This window comes from Paenibacillus sp. S28, from assembly GCF_016624415.1.
Taxonomy (GTDB): domain Bacteria; phylum Bacillota; class Bacilli; order Paenibacillales; family Paenibacillaceae; genus Paenibacillus_AQ; species Paenibacillus_AQ favisporus.
Map to the genome: position 1 here is coordinate 161,857 of NZ_JACVTM010000001.1, position 18,184 is coordinate 180,040.

At 51.8% G+C, this 18,184-nt stretch carries 18 protein-coding genes; 15 read left to right on the top strand and 3 right to left on the bottom strand.

All coding sequences use genetic code 11. From position 1 onward, the window contains the following. Window positions 1-15 precede the first annotated feature (15 nt). The 14 genes from IAE55_RS00715 (at window position 16) to IAE55_RS00780 (ending at window position 14,573) form a co-directional block, all read left to right on the top strand. Window positions 16-942 (top strand): carbohydrate ABC transporter permease, encoded by a 927-nt coding sequence (locus tag IAE55_RS00715; RefSeq protein ID WP_200630646.1) that lies wholly within the window; start codon window positions 16-18, stop codon window positions 940-942. Continuing rightward, window positions 939-1,778: a carbohydrate ABC transporter permease gene (locus IAE55_RS00720; RefSeq protein ID WP_234489214.1), complete on the top strand. Its 840-nt coding sequence runs from the start codon at window positions 939-941 to the stop codon at window positions 1,776-1,778. The genes IAE55_RS00715 and IAE55_RS00720 overlap by 4 nt, the downstream gene beginning before the upstream one ends. Window positions 1,779-1,818: 40 nt before the next feature. After that, window positions 1,819-4,140: an alpha-xylosidase gene (yicI, locus tag IAE55_RS00725; RefSeq protein WP_200630647.1), complete on the top strand. Its 2,322-nt coding sequence runs from the start codon at window positions 1,819-1,821 to the stop codon at window positions 4,138-4,140. Window positions 4,141-4,835: 695 nt separating this feature from the next. Continuing rightward, window positions 4,836-5,573 carry a UMP kinase gene (gene pyrH, locus IAE55_RS00730; protein ID WP_145020825.1) on the top strand — a complete coding sequence of 246 codons (738 nt, stop codon included), beginning with the start codon at window positions 4,836-4,838 and terminating at the stop codon, window positions 5,571-5,573. A gap of 151 nt (window positions 5,574-5,724) precedes the next feature. Then, entirely contained in the window at window positions 5,725-7,191 is a 1,467-nt protein-coding gene (locus IAE55_RS00735; protein ID WP_200630648.1) for an MDR family MFS transporter, read from the top strand. Between the two features lie 240 nt (window positions 7,192-7,431). Continuing rightward, window positions 7,432-8,508 (top strand): NAD(P)-dependent alcohol dehydrogenase, encoded by a 1,077-nt coding sequence (locus IAE55_RS00740; RefSeq protein WP_200631084.1) that lies wholly within the window; start codon window positions 7,432-7,434, stop codon window positions 8,506-8,508. Between the two features lie 153 nt (window positions 8,509-8,661). Further along, complete coding sequence (locus IAE55_RS00745; RefSeq protein WP_105443343.1) at window positions 8,662-9,249, top strand: TetR/AcrR family transcriptional regulator; 588 nt, start codon at window positions 8,662-8,664, stop codon at window positions 9,247-9,249. Between the two features lie 75 nt (window positions 9,250-9,324). Further along, window positions 9,325-10,155 (top strand): SDR family NAD(P)-dependent oxidoreductase, encoded by an 831-nt coding sequence (locus IAE55_RS00750; protein WP_200630649.1) that lies wholly within the window; start codon window positions 9,325-9,327, stop codon window positions 10,153-10,155. Window positions 10,156-10,214: 59 nt separating this feature from the next. Beyond that, complete coding sequence (locus IAE55_RS00755; protein ID WP_200630650.1) at window positions 10,215-10,589, top strand: DUF4180 domain-containing protein; 375 nt, start codon at window positions 10,215-10,217, stop codon at window positions 10,587-10,589. Window positions 10,590-10,955: 366 nt separating this feature from the next. Continuing rightward, window positions 10,956-11,486: a GNAT family N-acetyltransferase gene (locus IAE55_RS00760; RefSeq protein ID WP_200630651.1), complete on the top strand. Its 531-nt coding sequence runs from the start codon at window positions 10,956-10,958 to the stop codon at window positions 11,484-11,486. Then, window positions 11,483-12,229, top strand: coding sequence for a WecB/TagA/CpsF family glycosyltransferase (locus IAE55_RS00765; protein WP_200630652.1), 747 nt, complete (start codon window positions 11,483-11,485; stop codon window positions 12,227-12,229). Before IAE55_RS00760 ends, IAE55_RS00765 begins: the two co-directional genes overlap by 4 nt. 118 nt (window positions 12,230-12,347) lie before the next feature. Further along, entirely contained in the window at window positions 12,348-13,199 is an 852-nt protein-coding gene (locus tag IAE55_RS00770; protein WP_200630653.1) for an MBL fold metallo-hydrolase, read from the top strand. 221 nt (window positions 13,200-13,420) lie between these two features. Continuing rightward, window positions 13,421-14,128 (top strand): Crp/Fnr family transcriptional regulator, encoded by a 708-nt coding sequence (locus tag IAE55_RS00775; protein ID WP_145157045.1) that lies wholly within the window; start codon window positions 13,421-13,423, stop codon window positions 14,126-14,128. Between the two features lie 115 nt (window positions 14,129-14,243). Then, window positions 14,244-14,573 carry an antibiotic biosynthesis monooxygenase family protein gene (locus IAE55_RS00780; RefSeq protein ID WP_200630654.1) on the top strand — a complete coding sequence of 110 codons (330 nt, stop codon included), beginning with the start codon at window positions 14,244-14,246 and terminating at the stop codon, window positions 14,571-14,573. A 112-nt stretch (window positions 14,574-14,685) separates the two neighbouring features. Here IAE55_RS00780 and IAE55_RS00785 read toward each other — a convergent pair whose 3' ends face one another. From IAE55_RS00785 to IAE55_RS00790, 3 genes are all read right to left on the bottom strand, one after another. Next, complete coding sequence (locus IAE55_RS00785; protein ID WP_145157047.1) at window positions 14,686-15,291, bottom strand: hypothetical protein; 606 nt, start codon at window positions 15,289-15,291, stop codon at window positions 14,686-14,688. A 68-nt stretch (window positions 15,292-15,359) separates the two neighbouring features. After that, window positions 15,360-15,482, bottom strand: a complete 123-nt coding sequence (locus IAE55_RS33690) for an AraC family transcriptional regulator (protein WP_325168600.1) — start codon at window positions 15,480-15,482, stop codon at window positions 15,360-15,362. A 12-nt stretch (window positions 15,483-15,494) separates the two neighbouring features. Further along, complete coding sequence (locus tag IAE55_RS00790) at window positions 15,495-16,214, bottom strand: AraC family ligand binding domain-containing protein (RefSeq protein WP_234489215.1); 720 nt, start codon at window positions 16,212-16,214, stop codon at window positions 15,495-15,497. Between the two features lie 201 nt (window positions 16,215-16,415). Here IAE55_RS00790 and IAE55_RS00795 point away from each other — a divergent pair, with 201 nt between their 5' ends. After that, entirely contained in the window at window positions 16,416-18,029 is a 1,614-nt protein-coding gene (locus tag IAE55_RS00795; RefSeq protein WP_105443337.1) for an extracellular solute-binding protein, read from the top strand. Window positions 18,030-18,184: the final 155 nt, after the last annotated feature.

The following is an 18,184-nucleotide window of genomic DNA, read 5'->3' on the forward strand; positions in this document are numbered from 1 at the left end:
AGGAGGAGGAACCATATGTCTGACCAATCCTATTCCGCGGCATCGCCGGGAACGTCCAAGCGTTTAAGAAGTACAGCATGGACCCGGTATCTGTTCGTTCTGCCCGTCATCCTGTTCCTGCTGGTGTTCATTATTTTCCCGATCGTGTATAACCTGATCCTCAGCTTTCAAAATGTGACGGTATACAACTTTAAGGGGCATCATGCTTTTGCTGGTTTGGCGAGCTATATCAAGACATTCAAAGATCCGGTCTTTTACACCGCGCTTGGAAACTCGGTATTGTTCACCGTTCTCAGCCTCGTGTTTCAGTTTTCGATCGGCTTTGCGCTGGCCCTGTTCTTCAACCGCAGTTTCCCGGGCCGGGGTCTGATGCGCTCGCTCATGCTGCTCGCCTGGATGCTTCCGGTGGTCATTACCGCTTCGGTATTCCAATGGATGCTGAACGGCGACTACGGGGTCGTTAACTACATCCTGCAAAGCCTCGGGATCATTCACGAGCCGCACAGCTGGCTCAGCGAAAACGGTACGGCACTGCTATCCACGATCGTCGCCAACATCTGGGTCGGCATTCCGTTCAATATGATCATCCTGCTGTCCGGACTTCAAGGGCTGCCGGAGCAGCTGTACGAGGCGGCCAAGCTGGACGGCGCAGGAAAAATGCTGCAGTTCCGCCACATCACGCTGCCGCTCATGCGACCGACCATTCTGATTTTGCTCATGCTGGGGATCATAAACACGTTCAAAGTGTTTGACATGATCTTCATTATGACGGCGGGCGGACCGGTAAACTCGTCGAACGTCCTGCCGATTTACGCCTACCAGCTGTCTTTCACCAAGTTCCAGTTCAGCCAGGGCGCATCGGTATCCATGATCATGTTCGCGATTCTTACCGTGCTGGCCGTGATCTATCTCCGGATGTCCAGTAAGGAGGAAGCTGCATGATGAACCAGCGAGCTCAATGGAAGGGCATCGGCATGACCGTGATCGGTGCCGTCATCACCTTGTTGTTTTTGTTTCCCGTCTATTGGATGGTCAAAACGTCGATCACTCCAATTACGGACCTGTTCTCGTCACCGCCCCATTTTGGCGTGCTGAACGCAACCTTTACGGCTTACTATGACAACTTCATTCACAATACGGATATGCTCCGGTATATCGGCAATAGCTTTATTATCGCCATCGGGACGATGATCATGTCGCTGCTGTTCGCCACGCCCGCGGCGTACGCACTGGCGAGACTGGATCTGAAAGGCAAATCGCTGATCATGATTCTGCTGCTCGCGATCCAGATGCTGCCCGGTATTATGATGGCGATGCCGCTATTCATCATGTTCTCGAAGGTTCATCTCGTGAACAGCTACTTCGGGCTCATCCTGGCGGACATGATCCATGCGCTGCCGTTTGCGGTCCTCGTCCTCCGGCCGTCGTTCATGGCACTGCCCAAAGGGCTGGAGGAAGCGGCGAAGATCGACGGCTGCAACCAGTTTACGGCATTTACGCGAATCATCCTGCCGCTCGTCGTACCCGGTATGATGACAGTCGCGGTGTTCTGCTTCCTTTTCGGCTGGGGCGACTTCATCTTCGGCCTGACCTTGACGACCGAGGACAGCGTACGCCCGCTGACGCTTGGACTGTACCGCTTTATCGGACAGTACGGCACGGAGTGGAACAACCTGATGGCGGTCGCCACGCTGGCTGCGCTTCCGATCATTATCATTTTCATCGGCCTGCAGCGCTACGTCGTAGGCGGCATTACCGCCGGTTCCATGAAAGACTGACAATATTAAATAGAAGATATAGATAGGAGAGAGACCCACTATGAAATTTACAGACGGCTATTGGCATGTGCGGCAGGGGCTGCAGGTATTGTATCCGGTTGAGGTAAGGGATATTGAGACCGGGCAAGACGAAATGACGGTGTATGCATCCACCAAAAAAATCGTCCACAAAGGCGATACGCTGAATACGACGCTGCTCACGGTCCGTTATTCTTCCCCGATGGAGAACGTCATCTGCGTGGAATACATCCATCATGACGGCATGGACGACAAGGGCCCAGCCTTCCAAATCTACAAGCAGCCGGATCTGAAAGTCCAGGTCGAGAAGCGCGACGGCGCCGTTACACTCACCAGCGGCAAGCTGACCGCTACCGTTCGTCCAGACGAAGGGTGGAACGTCACGTATGCTTATAACGGACGCCGCCTCACCGGCACCGGCTATAAAGGCCCGGCTTACATCAAATCCTCCGAATCGACGGATGTATATATGAGGGAACAGCTGGACCTGGGGGTCGGCGAATACGTGTACGGGCTTGGGGAACGGTTTACGCCTTTTGTGAAAAACGGGCAAGTCGTGGATCTATGGAACGAAGACGGGGGAACCAGCAGCGAGCAGGCCTATAAAAACATCCCGTTCTATGTGTCCAGCGAAGGATACGGCGTGTTCGTGGATCATCCGGAGCGCGTTTCATATGAAGTCGGGTCCGAAAACGTCTCGAAGGTGCAGTTCAGCGTTCCCGGCGAAAAGCTGAAGTATTACATCATCGGCGGATCCAATCTGAAAGAGGTTCTGCAAAACTATACGGCATTGACCGGGAAACCGGCGCTTCCGCCTGCCTGGTCTTTCGGCCTGTGGCTGACGACCTCGTTTACGACCAGCTATGACGAGGACACGGTCAACAGTTTTGTGAACGGCATGCTCGAGCGGGACATTCCGCTGCATGTGTTCCATTTTGACTGCTTCTGGATGAAGGAATTCCAGTGGTGTGACTTCAAGTGGGATCCCGACGTGTTCCCGGACCCGCAGGGAATGCTGCGGCGGCTGAAAGACAAAGGCCTTCATATCTGTGTCTGGATCAACCCGTACATCGGGCAGAAGTCGTACCTGTTCAAGGAAGGCAAGGAGAACGGCTATCTGGTGAAAAATCCGGACGGCAGCGTCTGGCAGTGGGACCGGTGGCAGTCCGGCATGGGGCTTGTGGATTTTACCAATCCGGAGGCGGTCCGGTGGTACCAGGGCAAGCTGAAGGAGCTGCTCGACATGGGCGTTGACAGCTTCAAAACCGACTTCGGCGAACGGATTCCGACGAACGTCGTTTATCACGACGGCTCCGATCCGGTGAAAATGCACAACTACTACACGTTCCTGTACAATCAAACGGTATTTGAGGTGCTGGAGGAGACGCTCGGTAAAAATGAAGCGGCGGTGTTCGCCCGTTCCGCCACGGCCGGCGGCCAGCAGTTCCCGGTGCATTGGGGCGGCGACTGCTCCGCCTCATACGCATCGATGGCTGAATCGCTTCGCGGCGGCTTGTCCTTGTCGCTCAGCGGCTTCGGGTTCTGGAGCCACGATATCAGCGGCTTTGAAAGTACGGCCACACCGGACCTATATAAGCGCTGGACCGCTTTCGGGATGCTGTCCACGCACAGCCGGCTGCACGGGAACCAGTCGTACCGGGTGCCTTGGCTCTTCGACGAGGAAGCTGTTGACGTATTGCGCTATTTTACCAAGCTGAAATGCACGCTGATGCCATACCTGTTCCGTTCCGCCGTGCAGACTGCTGCAACGGGGGTGCCCGTCATGCGGGCCATGGTGCTGGAATTTCCCGAAGATCCGAACTGCCATGTGCTGGACCGCCAGTATATGCTCGGGGATTCCCTTCTCGTCGCACCGGTCATGAACGACCAGGGACTGGCACGGTACTATGTACCGGAGGGACGCTGGACCGATTTCGTAACCGGAGAGAGTGTAGAGGGAGGTCGGTGGATCAGCCGGCAGGTCGACTACTTTACGGTTCCGCTATTGGCGCGGGCCGGAAGCATCATTCCGGTCGGAGACAATGACCAGCGTCCGGATTACGACTACGCGGACGGCTTAACCCTTCACGCCTTTGAACTTGCGGATGGGACGGAAACTACAAGCGTCGTGAACGGGACGAACGGCAAGGAGGAACTGAAGGTAACGGTAACCCGGAACGGGGGGAGCATCGATGCCCAAGCGGAAGGAACGAAGCCGTGGAAGCTGCTTCTGCGCGGCATAAGCCAGATCGCTCAAATCGAAGGCGCTGAATACGCCGTGACCGAGCAGGGGGTACTGTTGACGCCACAAGCGGGCGTTAAGCAGATATCGATTCAATTGTAATGGGCATTGTCTTAAGCAAACATGAACTATAGCCATACTGACATCAGGCTCCCGAAATACCGCATTTGGCCGGTTTTTCGGGAGTTTTTACGTTTACTTTTTTCACGTTGAACTTTCTTCTATAATGGCGCGCTGCGTCCTTTTAACATTAATTTTCTTAAGTTCATTCTATCTGCTTATTCTGTTAACGTTTACGTCAACTGCGCTGCCAACCTTTTGAAAAAGAGCGAACCAACAACCACTGATATCCATATTGCAACATATGAAAAATTCACAATAGAAAACCAAAAAAATCCGCACCTATCTCCGACCTGCAAACCCATTTTATCGTACAACCTAGACACTACTCACTGGTCACAAGGTAGGTCTGTCCACTCCGCCAGACCACCTCTCTGCGGCCATAGTTGCTTCAGACGAACCTTTCAGGATATAATCTGCTTGGTAAAAAACGGATTTCAAAGGAGGATCCCTGGTGTTCAAGCGGTGCATACATTCCATTATTGAGAAAACGGCATATGAAGGAAGCGTTGAACACTAAGGCATAAGCGGCTTTAGTGTTTTCTTTTTGGACTTCTGATTAGCGGTGTTGGCTGAAGGAACTTGGATGTTTCGAAATCAATACTGAGGAAGCTTATTTATCTAGGTGGGCGTATCACGATAGTCATTTTTTCGGAACCGAAAGGAGTGTTTGATCCATGGCAGCGTACCAAAGAGTGTTAATAAAGCTAAGCGGCGGAGCGGTGGCAGGAACGAGCCAGTTCGGCTTTGATCCGGGCCGGCTGGAGCATATTGCGGACGAAATTTTATCCGTTGTATGTATGGGAGTGGAGGTTTCCCTGGTTATCGGCGGCGGCAACATATTTCGGGGAAACATGGCGGAAACCTGGGGCATCGAAAGGGCGGAGGCCGACAATATCGGCACGCTGGCCACCGTCGTCAACAGCCTGATGCTGCGCGGTGTTCTCAAAGCAAAGACGGACAAGGAGGTCCGTGTCATGACCTCGCTCCCCATCGCATCGGTGGCCGAGCCGTATATTCGATTGCGCGCCATACACCATCTGGAGAAAGGGTATATCGTCATTTTCGCCGGCGGGAACGGCCAGCCTTACGTCACGACCGACTATCCTTCTGTGCAGCGGGCGATCGAGGTGAACTGCGACGCGCTCCTCGTTGCCAAGCAGGGAGTGGACGGTGTGCTGAGCGCCGATCCGAAGACGGATCCCTCCGCCAGAAAATTCAAGTCGCTGCATTATGACGACGTCATCCGGCACGATCTGAAAATCATGGATCAATCGGCCTTTATTCTGGCCCGGGACTACCATCTGCCTATTCATGTATTCAACTTTGACAAGCCGGGTTCAATGAGAGAATTGTGCGAAGGGAAGCATCAAGGTACGATCATCAGCCGCGATTCTGTACTGGCTTATGAGTAACTTCTAGACGGTGTAATAATACTTAAATGACTAAAATAATAAATCATTAAAAAAAAGCAATTTATAAGAAACATTTTAACGGAGTTATATGGTAAAATAGGCTCGCTGATGCCAAATATAGACATATTGCACGAAACAGGAGGGAGAATATATGAATCCAACAGGTGTCGCAGCTGCATCTGCATCTGTACCGGCTGATATCAGCCATATCAAGAAGCTGCCTATATTAGTCTCATTGATTGTGGGGGCGTTCTTTTCGATCTTAAATGAGACGCTGCTCAATATTGCTTTTCCGGAATTGATGGTTGAGCTCAAAGTCTCGGCCTCTACGCTGCAATGGCTGGCCACGGGCTACATGCTGGTCGTCGGCGTTCTGGTTCCTGCATCAGCGCTGCTGGTCCAGTGGTTCACGACAAGGCAAATGTTCCTGGGAGCCATGATCATTTTCACGGTGGGAACGTTTGTCTGTGCCTTTGCCCCGGGCTTTGAATTCCTACTGATTGGCCGTTTGCTTCAGGCCGCAGGAAGCGGTTTGATGCTTCCGGTCATGATGAATACGATCCTGATTCTGTATCCGCCGGAAAAACGCGGGGCCGCTATGGGCAGTATCGGTCTCGTTATTATGTTCGCTCCAGCGATCGGACCGACGTTGTCGGGATTGATTCTGGATTCGTTTGAATGGAGATGGCTGTTCTACTTGGTTCTGCCGTTTGCCATCATTTCGATCATCATCGCGTTTGTGTATTTGAAAAATGTCTCGCAGCCTACCAAACCCAAAGTGGACGTTCTGTCGATCATTCTGTCTACGATCGGATTCGGCGGAATCGTTTATGGCTTCAGCAGTCTGGGTGAAGGTGGAGCGGGCTGGTCGCATCCCAAAGTGTATTGGACCATTATTGTCGGTGCGGTTGCCCTGCTGCTGTTCGTTATTCGTCAGCTCCGGCTGAAAGATCCTTTAATGGATATCCGGTCCTTTAGATTCCCGGCGTTTACCCTAACGGCGATCATGCTGATCATTATGATGATGACGCTGTTTTCCTCCATGTCGCTGCTGCCGTTCCTGTTTCAGGGCGCACTCGGCATGACGGTGTTCGCTTCCGGTCTGCTGATGCTGCCGGGCAGCTTGCTCAACGGCTTGATCTCGCCGATTACCGGTAAACTGTTCGATAAGTTCGGTCCACGGGCGCTGATTATTCCGGGAACGGCTGCTCTGGTCATCATTATGTGGTTCTTTACGCAGGTATCGGTTGAGACGAGCAAAGTCACGCTGCTCATCCTGCATATCTGTATGATGGTTTCCATCTCCATGATCATGATGCCGGCGCAGACGAACGGCATGAACCAGCTTCCGGCCCGGTATTATCCGCACGGTACGGCGATCTTGAATACGCTCCAGCAGGTGGCGGGTGCGATTGGTGTGGCCTTCTTTATCAGCGTCATGTCCAACGGCCAAGCCAGCTTCCTGGAGGGCTCTTCGGATCCAACTGCGCCTGGGCAAATGGCTGAAGCGATGGTAACCGGCGTGCATAACGCGTTTGTCATCGGATTTGGCTTCTCCATCGTGGCGTTGATTCTGGCATTGTTATTCAAACGGACCAAAGGTCCTGCTGAATCCTAAGCGGTTGATGCCCTTGCCTGCCATGTTTCCTTCCGGTTATCCAATTACATAGCCGTGAGTGAAGGGACTTATGCTCCTTCTGCATGGTGGTGCATCTCGCTGCACAGAAAGAATCCGCTCCCGAAGAGGGAGCGGATTCTTTTTGTTGATCAGACGTTGTTTTCATAGATATTAGCGGGTTTCTATAATACAATGTTAAAAAAATATTAGATTTCAGGAAGGGAAGGAAGTACACAGATGATGAACTCCAGCATTCCCCAAACGATGCAAGCCGCTGTTATGCACAGCCCGCGCCAAATCCGGATTGAAACGGTGCCGGTGCCGGACATCGCACCAGATGAAGTGTTGATCAAAGTGATGGCCGTCGGCATTTGCGGATCCGACCTCCATTATTATACGCATGGGCGAATCGGCAAGTACGTCGTGGAGAAGCCGATTATCCTTGGCCATGAATGCTCGGGCGATATCGCCGCCGTAGGCGCAGATGTAACCGGATTCAAAGTGGGGGACCGCGTAGCCGTGGAGCCCGGGGTGACCTGCGGCCGCTGTGAAGCCTGCAAGGAGGGGCGGTATAACCTCTGTCCCGACGTGCAGTTTCTGGCGACGCCGCCGGTAGACGGGGCTTTTGTCCAGTACATCAAAATCCGGCAGGATTTTGTGTTCCGGATCCCGGACTCGCTGAGCTATGAGGAGGCGGCGCTGATCGAGCCGTTTTCCGTCGGCATCCATGCAGCGGCGAGAAGCAAGCTTACGCCGGGATCCACCATTGCGATCATGGGGATGGGACCGGTAGGATTGATGGCCGTGGTCGCGGCCAAAGCGTATGGTGCTACCGAAATTATCGTAACGGATTTGGAACCACTGCGTCTGGATGCCGCCAAGAAGCTCGGAGCGGATCACGTGATTAACGTCGTAGAGCAGGACGGCCTGGAGGAAATTCAGCGGTTGACGGACGGGAAGGGCGTCGATGTCGCTTGGGAAACGGCAGGCAATCCCAAAGCGCTGCAAACGGCGCTGGGCTCGCTGCGCCGGGGCGGGAAGCTGGCCGTCGTCGGACTGCCGGTACAGGATGAAATTCCGCTGAATGTTCCTTTTATCGCGGATAACGAGGTCGATATTTACGGAATATTCCGGTATGCCAATACATATCCGAAAGGCATCCGCTTCCTTGAGTCCGGCATTGCCGATGTGATGACGCTGGTCACGGACCGTTATTCGCTCCAGGATACCCAGGAAGCGATGGAGCAGGCCTTAAATCACAAAAGCGAGTGCTTGAAAGTTGTCGTCTACCCGAACGGCGTGCCAGAGGTGGAGTGAGGCGGTTCTTGTTTCTAAAGGATAATAGCACGGCTTAGGTCGTGCTTTTTGTCTTCTTTTTGAACATTCCAAATATTTCTTGTCAGCGACAGGCCTCATCGCTTATGATGACTTTAGAACGATCGTTCTGTAAATAAGGAAAGGTAGATCGCTTTGAAACGACATTATGACAGTGAAGAAACGCGGCGGATTATTGCGGAGAAGGCTGCGCAGCTCTTTTCGCAAAAGGGGTTCGCCGGAACCTCGATCTCGGATATATCCAAAGCCTCCGGGTTCAGCAAGGGCCATGTGTACTATCATTTTGAGAATAAGGAAAAGCTGTTCGTTTATCTCGCGCTGGACGGCATGCGGGCCTGGGGCGAGAAGTGGGCCGGTGTATCCCCGAACTATAAGACAGCAAGAGATAAATTGTATGCGATGTCTACGTTCGTGATGAACAATTATCAGACCCCGCTGCTCAAGGTAGGGCAGGAGCTGGCGGCGAATCCGGCGACCAGTCCGGAGACGGTCCAGCAGCTGTACGGACTGGCGGTTACGCCGATGCAGGTTTACTCGGACATTTTCCAATACGGGATCGATACCGGAGAATTTGAGATCGACGATCTTCAAGGAACGACATTTTTATTCGGGACGCTGCTGGGGGCGCTGTGCCAGCATATTTACACGATGGAGCATGAACGGCTGCATGGTCTTTTCCGGAAAAGCGTCGATCTTTTTCTAAGCGGAATCCTCAAACGATGAGGTTTTACGCTTAAGTAGATTAGAACGATCGTACTAATTGTTCTAAAGTTAAACTGATGAGGAGGAGTCAAGGATATGGCAGAATGGGGTAAAGTGGCTATTGTCACAGGAGGGGCTTCGGGAATTGGCCGGGCCATTTGCGAAGCGTTGGCAGGGGAGCGTATTTTCGTTGTGGCAGCCGATGTGGACCGAGCAGGCGGCGAGGAGACGGTCCGAAGATTTACCGCTGCGGGTGGGGGAGGGCGTTACGTTCACCTGGACGTGACGGACGCCTATCAGGTGGAAGGGCTGATCGAGAGTGTGTATGAGGAGTTCGGGCGGCTCGACTATATGTTCAACAATGCGGGCATCAGCATTTACGGGGAGCTGTACCACATGACACTTGATCATTGGAACCGGATCATTCAGGTCAACTTGTGGGGCGTCATCCATGGAACTCAGGCAGCCTATCGGGTTATGAAGCAGCAGGGCTTCGGCTGTATTGCGAATACCGCGTCCGCGACCGGATTGGGGCCATCGCCAACCTCCGCCGCGTATGCTGCGACCAAACATGCCGTGGTCGGACTGACCACATCCCTTCACTATGAAGCGGAAGCGTTTGGCGTTCATGTCAGCGCCCTATGCCCCGCTTTCGTGGATACTCCGATCCACCGGACGGGCGAAGCGCTCCATTTGGATCAAGAACTCGTCCTGAAGCAGATGCAGAAACAGAAAATGATGAGCCCCGAGCAGTTCGCCCGAATTGCGATAAAGGGCGTTCACAAGAACGAGCCTGTGGTTTGCCCGATGCCGCTGCGCTGCACCATGGATGTCGTATTCACCTTGTTTCCGCAGCTCCACCGCAAACTGATGCGACTCGTGTGCCGCGTTGCCCGCCAAGCAGCGATTCAGCCGGACCAGACGTAGGAAAAGACTGGAACAGACTTCTCAGACAAGGTAATATAGCGGAAAGGAGGCAAAAAAGTATGAACTATACGATACATGAACAAGACGGCTCGAAGGTAGCGGTTCTTGACGACCCTCATGCCGTTATTGCCGACGTCCAGACGGCTCTGGATCTGATGGCTGGCATTGGGTGGGATTCATCGGGGCCGTGCCATAAGCTGCTGCTGAATCAGTCGAATTTGCCTGATGCGTTTTTTGAGCTGAAAACCGGGCTGGCAGGGGAAATCCTGCAAAAATATCGGACCTATCAATTTAAAATTGCCATTGTTGGTGATTTTGAAGCTTACTCCAGCAAAAGCCTGCGGGATTTCATCTACGAATGCAATCAGGGGGAAGATGTGTTCTTTATGAAGGACCGGGAGGAGGCGCTGGCCGCCCTTCATCGGGTACCTTAAAAGCCTAGAAATTAGGTGAACGCAAGGAACAGGGAGCTGACGAATCTGATGATGATTGATTAGCGTTCGCCGAGCTGCTGGTACGCAAGCAGGCGAAGATGGTCTGTCTGGATATGCCGTCGCCGGATAAGTACCCGTTCGACGTTCATAAATATTTATTCGGACATGGGATATTCATTGCCGAAAATCTGACCAAAACTGACCGGCTGCTATCTTTGACCGCCTTTGAAATGATCGCTCTGCCTTTGTTGATCCGGGCGAATTCATCCCCGGCCCGCATTATTGCACGCAGTATAGAGTAGGCGGAATGTGTTGTAAATCATCGTCGTATATAACGCGTTGTAAAAAAGATAAGGGGGATCCTGGATGAAGGATGTCGTGCTGAGAACGGACCGGTTGATCCTGAGGCAAATGGGACGGGAGGATGTCCCTCTGCTGCAGCAAATTTTTGCCGACCCCGTCGCAATGAAGTACTATCCCTCCACCAAAGACAACCAAGAAACGCTGGAATGGATTGAATGGAACCTGCGAAATTATGAGGAATGCGGTGTCGGCTTATGGATTGTGGAGAACCGGATCAACGGTGATTTTCTGGGACAGTGTGGCATCGTTCCACAGATTGTGGAAGGGGTTCGCGAAATGGAGATTGGCTACCTGTTCGCAAGGCGCGTATGGGGGAACGGTTATGCCACTGAGGCAGCAACGGCTTGCAAGCACTACGGTTTTGAGCAGATGAAGCTTCGCAAAATCGTTTCACTTCCCGATGCCAGTAATAAACCTTCCGCTCGGGTGGCCGAACGGATCGGAATGACGCTGGAAAAACAAATTGTCAAATGGAACAAAGATGTGCTTGTATATTCCGTTTACGCCGATACAGAAGAGGTGGTTGAAAGATGAATCAACATGTGCCCATTATGGGGATTCCTTTCCCGAAATTGACGATGGAGCAAAGCGTAGAGCTTCTTCAAAACGTGATTGACCAAAAGGAGCAGCGGCTGTTTCACGTCGTTACCGGCAATCCGGAGATTGTGATGTCCTGCCAAAAGGATGCGCAGCTGCGCCAAATCGTCGATGAGGCAGGTTTGGTCACTGCGGATGGCATCGGCATTGTCATGGTCTCCCGGGTGCGGGGCGGCAGCCTGCCGGAGCGGGTAACCGGCTGCGATCTGCTGTTTAAGCTGCTTGAGGAGGGCGACCGGAAGGGTTGGTCGTTTTACTTTCTGGGCGCGGATGAGGAAACGAGCAGGCAGGCCGTCATCAACATTGGCCAGCAGTACCCGGGCGTCGCCATACGCGGCAGACATCACGGTTTTTTTACGCCGGAAGATGAACCGCGAATCGTACAGGAGATTGCTGATGCCGCGCCGGATTTTCTGATCGTCGCTCTGGGCGCACCCCGGGCAGAGAAGTGGATACATACCCATAAGGACAAGCTGCAGGCGAAAATTGCCATCGGTGTCGGCGGCAGCCTGGATATCATCGGCGGTAAAGTGAAGCGGGCGCCGGCAGCTTGGCAGCGTCTAAATCTCGAGTGGCTGTATCGGCTGATTTCCCAGCCGTCGAGATGGCGCAGACAGCTGATTTTACCCCGGTTTGCGGTGAAAGCGGTATTTTTTAGAGAGAGATCCAGAAGCGTTTAGCCCGTGTGAGCGGGTGGTTACAAGATACCTGGATAAGGTGAGCGAGATCCGCTGCTTACTTGGGATCTCCATGTAATGATACGTATGACCGTAAAAGTAACGGAAGGGAGAGGAAGGCATGAGCCAGTCACAGCCACAGAAGCAAGGCCAGCTCCTGATTCAGGAAATCGAGGAAACCTTCGTGCCGTACGGCATGGTCGCGGTATGGCCGCTTGGACAAGCCAGTTTTATCATTAAGGGAGGGGATACGGTCATTTACATCGATCCGTATGTCAGCCATAACCCGGATCGTACCTACCCGGCGCCGATCGGACCGGAGCATATTACGAATGCGGATTACTGCCTGGTCACCCATGAGCATTCGGACCATATGGATCTGGAGGCGATTGCGGCCATGTCCAAGGCTAGCCTGCAGACCGTCTATATGGCACCGGCATTCTGCCGCGAGGACATATTGAAGCAGGGCGTAGCCCCCGAGCGCTTCGTGATCGCCGATACGGAAAAGGATTACGGCGATGAAGTGATCATACGCCCCATCGCGGCCGCTCATGAAGAGCTCGAAACAGATGAGCAGGGCTATCATCGTTACGTCGGGTATCTGATCAAACTGAACGGCGTTACGGTATACCATTCCGGAGATACGGTCATTTATGAAGGATTGACGGAACGGCTTCAGGGTGAGTCGATCGACCTCGGGCTTCTCCCGATTAATGGCCGCGACGCATTCCGGAACAGCCGCGGCATTATCGGCAATATGGACTACCGGGAAGCAGCCGAGCTGGCGAAGACCGTTGGGATCGGGATGACGATCCCGATGCATTATGACATTTTTGCGGGGAACGCTGAGCATCCGGGATATTTCGTGGACTATGTATATAACCACTTTCCTGAAATGCGTATTCATGTGATCGCACGTGGCGAAAGATTTATCCACGTGACGGATGCGGCACTGAGCGCTTTGAAGTCATAGACTGAAGGTGACCATTCGATAACGTCAAAAGGTATGGATTAGAGCAGCCGCAAACCGCCTTCATTTGAAGGTGGTTTGTTTTTTTAGTAATCTGCATTACAGAAGAGGAAATTAGGGTGGTTTATGATGAGTGTAACACTCCGTTATCGGTGTTACATGAGGAACGATTATCGCGGTGAGTGGAGCGGTAGTCGCTTGCAGCAATGAAAGGAGGGGTCACAATGTTACATGATGAGGCGATGGAAAACACACCATCATTTTTGCCACAAATCAAGATATTTGAATCGCTTCCGGCAGAAATTATCCGTGAAATCGAACAATTGGTAACCATATCAAATACGTATAGGCTTCCAAAAAACTGTATTCTTCAGACGCCCGACGATGAAAGGAATGGCTTATTTTTCGTAATCGCCGGTAAACTGCGCTTATACAAAACCAATTCGGCCGGCAAACAACATACAGTCTGTATCGTAAGCGAAGGCGGCATGTTTGGCGAGGTTGACACGTTTTCATTGGGCAATAGAGGAACTTATGTGGAGACGATGGAAGACTCGATTGTTTTTTCGATTCCGACTGAACAATTTGAACCGCTTTTACGCAAGTATTCTGAATTGTCTTTGCGATTTTTATCGGAAATAAGCAAACGCCTGCGAGATCAGGATGAATTGGTGGAAAAATTGGTTTTTAGGGATCTACGTGGTAAAGTGCTATACTTTCTCAACCGATTGTCTAAAAAGTTCGGCATAGAAGAAAATGGATACCGAAAAATCGATATTCCCCTGACTCATCAAGAATTGGCCAATATGATCGGTGCCACAAGAGAAGCGGTATCGCTTACCTTACTGGAACTATCCAATGAAGGTATTATCGTGACCAGCCGCAGAATGGTCATGATTCATATCGAAAAAGCAATGAAAGAACTGGCTTGATTCCATGACCCGAAAAACTTCGTAATCTAAATTACTGTCGAATTCTTCATCTAGCGTTATGATCAATGCCGTAACGGAATTACTGCAAAATATGAAGCTTATAGGAGGAGTCAGCATGTCCAATCAACAAGTCCAATTGAATATTCGATTCAAAGTTAAACCAGGGAAAAAAGAAGAATTCCGCAGGGAGCTGTATTCCCTTATTGAGGAGATGTCATCCGAGAAGGCATTCATTAGCGCCATTGTTTCGGACGATCTGGATCAGCCGGATGACTTGATTATTTATGAAACATGGCAAGGCACGAGAGATAGCTGGCTTGCGGAAGAGTTTATTAAACCATACCGCAAAGATTACGAACGAACACTGGGCGATTTCATTGTGGATAGAAGCGTCAGCTGGTTGCAGCCGAAAGGCGAATGGGGGAGCCATATAACGAATGCGTGATGATGTTGAATCTTTAACGCTTAAGCAATTTCTAACAAGCCATATCCCATGGATCAATTCAGGCAGAGGAGTCTATTTAGGCTCTCTGCCTGATTTTCATACTGCGTCGGAGTTATTCCTCTATGCGGAATCGAACTTCCTTTCCGGTCGGCTCGCCGCCGACGGGGGATCCGATTTCCTCCCTGAACACGAATTCAAGACCGGAGAGCTTGTCCGGCAGTGCCGGAGATACCACGTAATTATAAGTTGCGTTGCCGGAGCAGCTTCCTCCCCTGTCCATCCGGCATTCATAGGGATCTCCCATATCCAACACTAAGTTGAATATTTCGGTAGAAGTTCGTTCCGGGATCGTCACATCCCAGTCCACATACAGCGTCACGACGCTCGCATTGGCGTATTGCCGAACCGCAGTGAGCGTAAAGAAGTACCCCTTATGCTCTTGTGAAACTAGCACCGGAACATGCTTGATGAAACCGGCGGGTTCGACGATCGGTTTGAAAAACTCGTCGGATCTGATGGCACCAAAGATATATTTTAGAAAGTCCTCATAAAGCCCCGTTTCGGCCGACCACTGGTCAATGTAAGCGAAAGGCGGGTAACCCGGATTTCCTTCCGAAATCTCTTTGCGCTGCTGCAGCAGCTGGCAGATTTGTCTGTCGATGGGGAGCAGGCGTTCATCGTAATGCTCGGTGGGTCGTGTGAAAGGCATCCGTTTCATCATCATTCCTCCTCATATATTCTATTGTACCCCAAAGTGCTAAATGTTGGAAAACGATCAGCGAAGAATCATTCATAAAATAGCAGCCGCTTCGAGTATGCGTTGCGGAATTCCGTCGGGGTCAACCCCACGATTTTTTTGAAGGATTTCATGAAGTGATGCGGGTCGCTGTAGCCGAGCTGACTGGAAATCTCACTTACGTTCTAGTTCGTATCGGTCAGCAGATATTTGGCCAGCTCCATTTTTTGCTGCAAAATGTACTGTTTCAGCGAAATACCCGAGACGGTTGTAAACAGATGGGACAGGTACTTCTCGTTGTAGCCGAAGTGCGAGGCGATTTGGGAGACCTTGATATTCTCGTGGCGGCTCCATTTGATGTAGTCGAGAATATCGTTGTACAGCTGGGTTTGCTTAAACGATTTGCCGGGGTTGTTCTTTTCGAAGAACAGTTGGTTGTAGAGCTCGCAAAGGATAACGGTAGACATGTAATCATTTAAGGTCTGTTCGTTGTAGCCGCGCACCGAATCCTGGAGCTGCTTCATCATGACGACGATTTTCTCGGGATTGCGCAGGGTGCCGTATTGGGGAATGACGATCCGCCCATTCTCGTGAACATGGGTATAGTGGGAGAGGTCGAGCTTGGGAAGGTTCTGCGAAGATGAAAAGTGCAGCCAATAAAAGCTGCAATCCGACGGCTTGGCTCCTTTCTGGCGCGTGAACGGGGGAAGCAGCAGATACTCTCCCTGGGAGACCTCGTAGGTTTCATCGTCTCCGGAAATGTACAGCGTCCCATGTGTCATGACAATGAGCTCGTAATCCATCAAGTAACGGCTTAAATGAATCCAATCCGCAGAGGGAGCAACGAACTTGCCGGTAAGCTCCATATGGACCGGACGCTCGATGCGGAGCTGATGGGCATTCATCTAAAGTTTCACCACCATTTCTAACCTTTTTCCACCCATTGAAGGGTCGGTAGAACCTAAAATTATCACACGGCAACAAAAGGCACCATCAGCAAGTGCAAACCTTTTGACACAAAATCGATCGTTGAACTATTTTGCCCTCTCAGGATTGAGTATAAGCTTGTGTAAACGGATTCATAAAACCCAAGGGGAGGATGAAGGATGAAAAAAATACTCGCATCCGTGCTCGCGCTTACACTCGGAACGTCACTGCTGGCGGGCTGCAGCAGCGGCGGCAATGAGCCGGAGGAACCAACCGCGCCAGGGGGAAAAGTAAAGCTGAAAGCGATCATGACAAAACATCCGCTCACGCAAAAGTTCGAGAACATGAAATGGCTTCAGGATGCGGAGGAGAGGGCAGGGGTTGATATCGAATGGCAGGAAGTGTCCGCCGACTGGGATCAGAAGAAGGGAGCCATGCTGGCCAGCGGGGATATTCCCGATTTGATCGTTGGCGTTAACTCCATTACCGATTCGGATTTCGCCCAGTTTCCGGGGTTGTTCCAGGACCTGTCCGGAATGATCGACCCATATGCTCCGAATGTCAAGGCAATGTTCGACGCCAAACCCGAAACGAAAATCATAGCCACGCAGCAGGACGGTAAAATATACGGACTGCCCAAATATCAACGGTTCTGGCCCGATACGGCGACCCGTCAGTTTATTAACAAGGAGTGGCTGGACCGGCTGGGGCTCCAGATGCCCACGACATGGGATGAGCTGTTCGACGTGCTGAAGGCGTTCAAAGACAAGGATGCCAACGGGAACGGAGATCCGAACGATGAGATCCCGATGGACTTTGCCCCGACGGGAACCGTCGCATTCGGTTATTTTATGCCGACCGTGCTGCTGGGCAGCGAAGGGATTACGTTGTCCGATGGCAGCGGAAGCGGATATTTTGTAGAGGATGGCCAAGTTAAAAACTTTTTCATCGACGATCGTTACAAAGAGTTAGTCAAATTTTTAAACAAATGCTTCAGCGCCGGTCTGATAAATCCCGAAGTATTCACCCAGGACTACACCAAATACCAATCCGTGGCGAGGGGTAAAGGAAATACGGCTACCGTTGGCTTTACGTGGGGCTGGGAGGTCACCGACCGTTTCGGCAACGCGGTAAGTCCGCAGTATACGGCTATGGCGCCGCTGAAATTTACAGCGGATTCCACCGTTCAGCAGTCGTGGTCGTACGATTACAACACGCTGAATTACGGTACAAATACCGTTCAAATGTCCGCCGCTTCCAAGCATAAAGAAGCCGCAATGAAGTTCATCAACGAATTGTACAACCCCGAGGTCAGCATGCAGGTGCTCTTCGGTTCGCTTGGCACGAACATCAAGGATAACGGGGACGGATCGTTTGCCGTACTGCCGCCGCAGGATCAGGCCATGGATCCGGGAACCTGGAAATGGACCTCCACCTGGGCCGATAACGGACCGATGTATATCGCCGACTCGCTGAAGCTGACATTGGGTACAGACATGCAGTCGGTCGGCAAGCAAACCGAGCCGCTGCAGAAGGTGCTGGACTCAATCGATAAGGACAACGATGTGTTCCCGAACCTGTTTATTAAATACAGCGCGGTGGACAACAGCACGATGGCTCTCGCCAACACGGCGCTTGTGCCGATGGCATTGGCCAAATGGTCGCAGTGGATCACCAAAGGCGGCGTGGATAAGGAGTGGGACGCCTATGTGGAAAATTGCAAAAAGACAGGGCTGCTGAAAAATATCGAAATTATGCAGAAGTACTACGACGACTATAAAAGCAAGCTGTAAAACGCGATCCCCGGTCCGGTGCATGCTCCCTGCATCCGGGCCGGATAATCTAGTATGCAAGCACTGCTGTTACAAGGAGGTAATCTGGTCATGATATCGCGATCCGGCCCCAAATTAAAGCAGGCCGCTTCTTTGCCGAAAGCACGCAAACAAAC